The organism is Aquimarina addita, from assembly GCF_039539305.1.
GTDB classification, from domain to species: Bacteria; Bacteroidota; Bacteroidia; order Flavobacteriales; family Flavobacteriaceae; genus Aquimarina; species Aquimarina addita.
The window spans coordinates 1-2,865 of the sequence record NZ_BAABCW010000049.1; the positions used below are offsets into that span (position 1 = coordinate 1).

Genomic DNA, 2,865 nt, shown 5'->3' on the forward strand with positions numbered 1-2,865 from the left:
CACGAATCTTTACCTGATCATCCTTTCTACCTATGAATTCAATATTACCATCTGGCAACCAACGTGCAAGATCCCCTGTCTTATATAAACGCGAACCGGAATCATCGCTAAATGGATTGTCGATGAATTTTTCTCTGGTCAGATCGGGACGATTGAGATACCCACGTGCCAAACCAGCACCACTTATGCATAATTCACCTATTACTCCAATTGGTAATAATTCTTGCCTAGAATTTAAAATATAAAGACTTGTATTGTTGAAAGGACTACCTATTGGAATTGTCTCTTCATTATTAGGGATGTAACAAACTGAATAACAAGTAGCGTATACCGTTGTCTCTGTAGGACCATAAACATGAAGTATCTTATTCGAACCTAATGCTGATAACATCTTTCGGACAGGAGATACTGAAACTTTTTCTCCTCCAAATAGCAACAGTCTCAAATTAGATAATAAGGATAGATCATACTCCGCCAAAGAATTAAACAAGACTGTCGTGATAAAGATAATACTCAATTTATTCTTATTTATAACTTGGGATAAAACTCTTGCATCTGAAGCTGTTGAACTGTCTATCAAATAAAGAGAGGCTCCATTTAAAAGGCTTCCAAAAATTTCATATGTCGAACCATCAAATGCATAATTAGACCATTGAAGTACTCGATCTGAAAAATTAATTGAAATCTTACTAGATGGATCATTAACAAGAGTAACTACATTCTTATCACTAATAAGAATTCCTTTAGGAACTCCTGTTGTTCCTGAAGTATACATGACATAAGCAATCGAATCAAGTTCTCTTTCATATGAACTTCCTGAAGACTCATAATTAATTGATAATGATATGTTTATGAATTCACATTTAGAAGCTAATAAACCTGATAATAAAGATTCTTCTTTGTAAATAAGAAAATTCACACTTGAATCATTCAGTATATAAGATAATCGATTAGATGGAAATGAGGGATCCAGAGGAACATAAGCGCAACCTGATTTCAGGATACCAAAGATACTTATAATCATATCAAAACTTCTATTGAATAAGATAGCTACTCGGGAATCCTTAACTACACCTACCGATTTCAAATAATGAACCAACTGATTCGATCTATCATCTAAATCCTTGTAAGTCATTGATTTACCCTCATAAACTATCGCGATCCCGTCTGGAGTTTCTCTTACCTGTTCTTTAAATAAATCAATTATTGTTTTATCTTTTGGATATACAATAGCAGTGTCATTAAAAACATCTAATAACTGAGTTTTTTCTTCTGTAGTAAGCATCGATAAACTACCTATCGGTTGGGTGATATCCCTTACAATACTCGCCAACAACTTTTGATAATGCAATAACATTCGATCGATAGTAATCTTATCAAACAAAGTAATACTATACCCCATATCCAATAAAATACCCGTTTCTTCTTCCGACACACTCAATATCAAATCAAATTGAGTAGTAACTCTATCAAACTCGTAATCTGAAATCGTAATATCTTGTAAGTCTATTTTTTCAGATGCTTGAGGAGTATTCTGTAACACAAACAGCACCTGAAACAATGGACTCATACTCATATCTCGGGTAGTAATTACTCGATCAACAACCTTCTCAAAAGGAGCCAACTGATGATCATAACCCTCTAATGTTGTTTGCTTTACGTTTACCAATAAATCCTTGAAACTAGGATCGTCACTCAAATCACTTCTAAGGGCTAGTGTATTGACAAAAAAGCCAATCATACCCTCTAACTCCAATTGCGTACGATTAGCAATAGGGGTCCCTACACAAATATCATCCTGACCACTATAACGAGATAATAAAACTTTGAAGGCAGATAATAAAAACATAAATAACGTAACTCCTTCTTCTTGGCATAAAGACCTTATTGAGTAACCTAATTCCTGATCCAATTCAAAAGAAATGCTAGCCCCTTCATTACTCTGTATAGGAGGGCGAACATAATCAATAGGTAATGATAATGTACTTACATCTCTCAATTTAGCTTCCCAATACGATAACTGTTCCTCTAAAATAATTCCTTCTAAATACTTGCGCTGCCAAATAGCATAATCTGAATATTGTAAGCTTAACTTTGGTAGAACCGCTGAATGACCTGATTGTATAGCACTGTACAACTCTATAAATTCATGAATTAAGATACCTCCAGACCAACCATCACTGGCAATATGATGGAATACACCAGCCAATACATACTGATCATTACCTAAAGTATATAAACAAGCCTTAAACTTATAATCCTTTGATAAATCAAAAGGACTCTTCAAATAGCCGTGTAGACTATTTTCTAATAACGATTCATTTGATACTATTGCTCTATCTAATGACCAATCCTCCGCACTGATAATCTCTTGATGAACTATTCCGTTTTCTGAAATAAGTAAACTACGTAGTATCTCATGACGAGAAACGATTCCTTGCAAAGTCTGCTCTAATATCGATACATCCAGATCTCCTTCTAAACGCAATACAACAGGGATGTGGTATTCTAAACTACCCTGCAATTGATCTAAGAACCATAAACGTTCCTGACTAAAAGATAGTGGGATACGTTCTGGACGGACTTGTGCAACGATCTCAGGGAGTGTAACTCCTTTAGAATGTCCTTCGATGTGATTTGACAATTCCAAGATAGTCGGGTAAAGGAAAATATCCCGAACCGATAGTTCTACTTCATTGGCTTTACGTATCATTGAAACTATACGGGTAGCCAATAGGGAATGTCCTCCAAGTTCAAAGAAATTATCGTGTATTCCAACCTTTTCTACTCCCAGTAATTCTTGCCAGATCTCAGCCAGTTGTTTTTCAATGTCATTTCGTGGGGCTACATAAGATGCGGTAGCTG

The 2,865-nt window shown here is 35.3% G+C and carries 1 protein-coding gene; it reads right to left on the minus strand.

The features are described 5' to 3' along the window. Positions 1-2,865: non-ribosomal peptide synthetase (locus ABD816_RS21995; protein WP_344931053.1), on the minus strand; the 2,865-nt coding region annotated here is incomplete at both ends.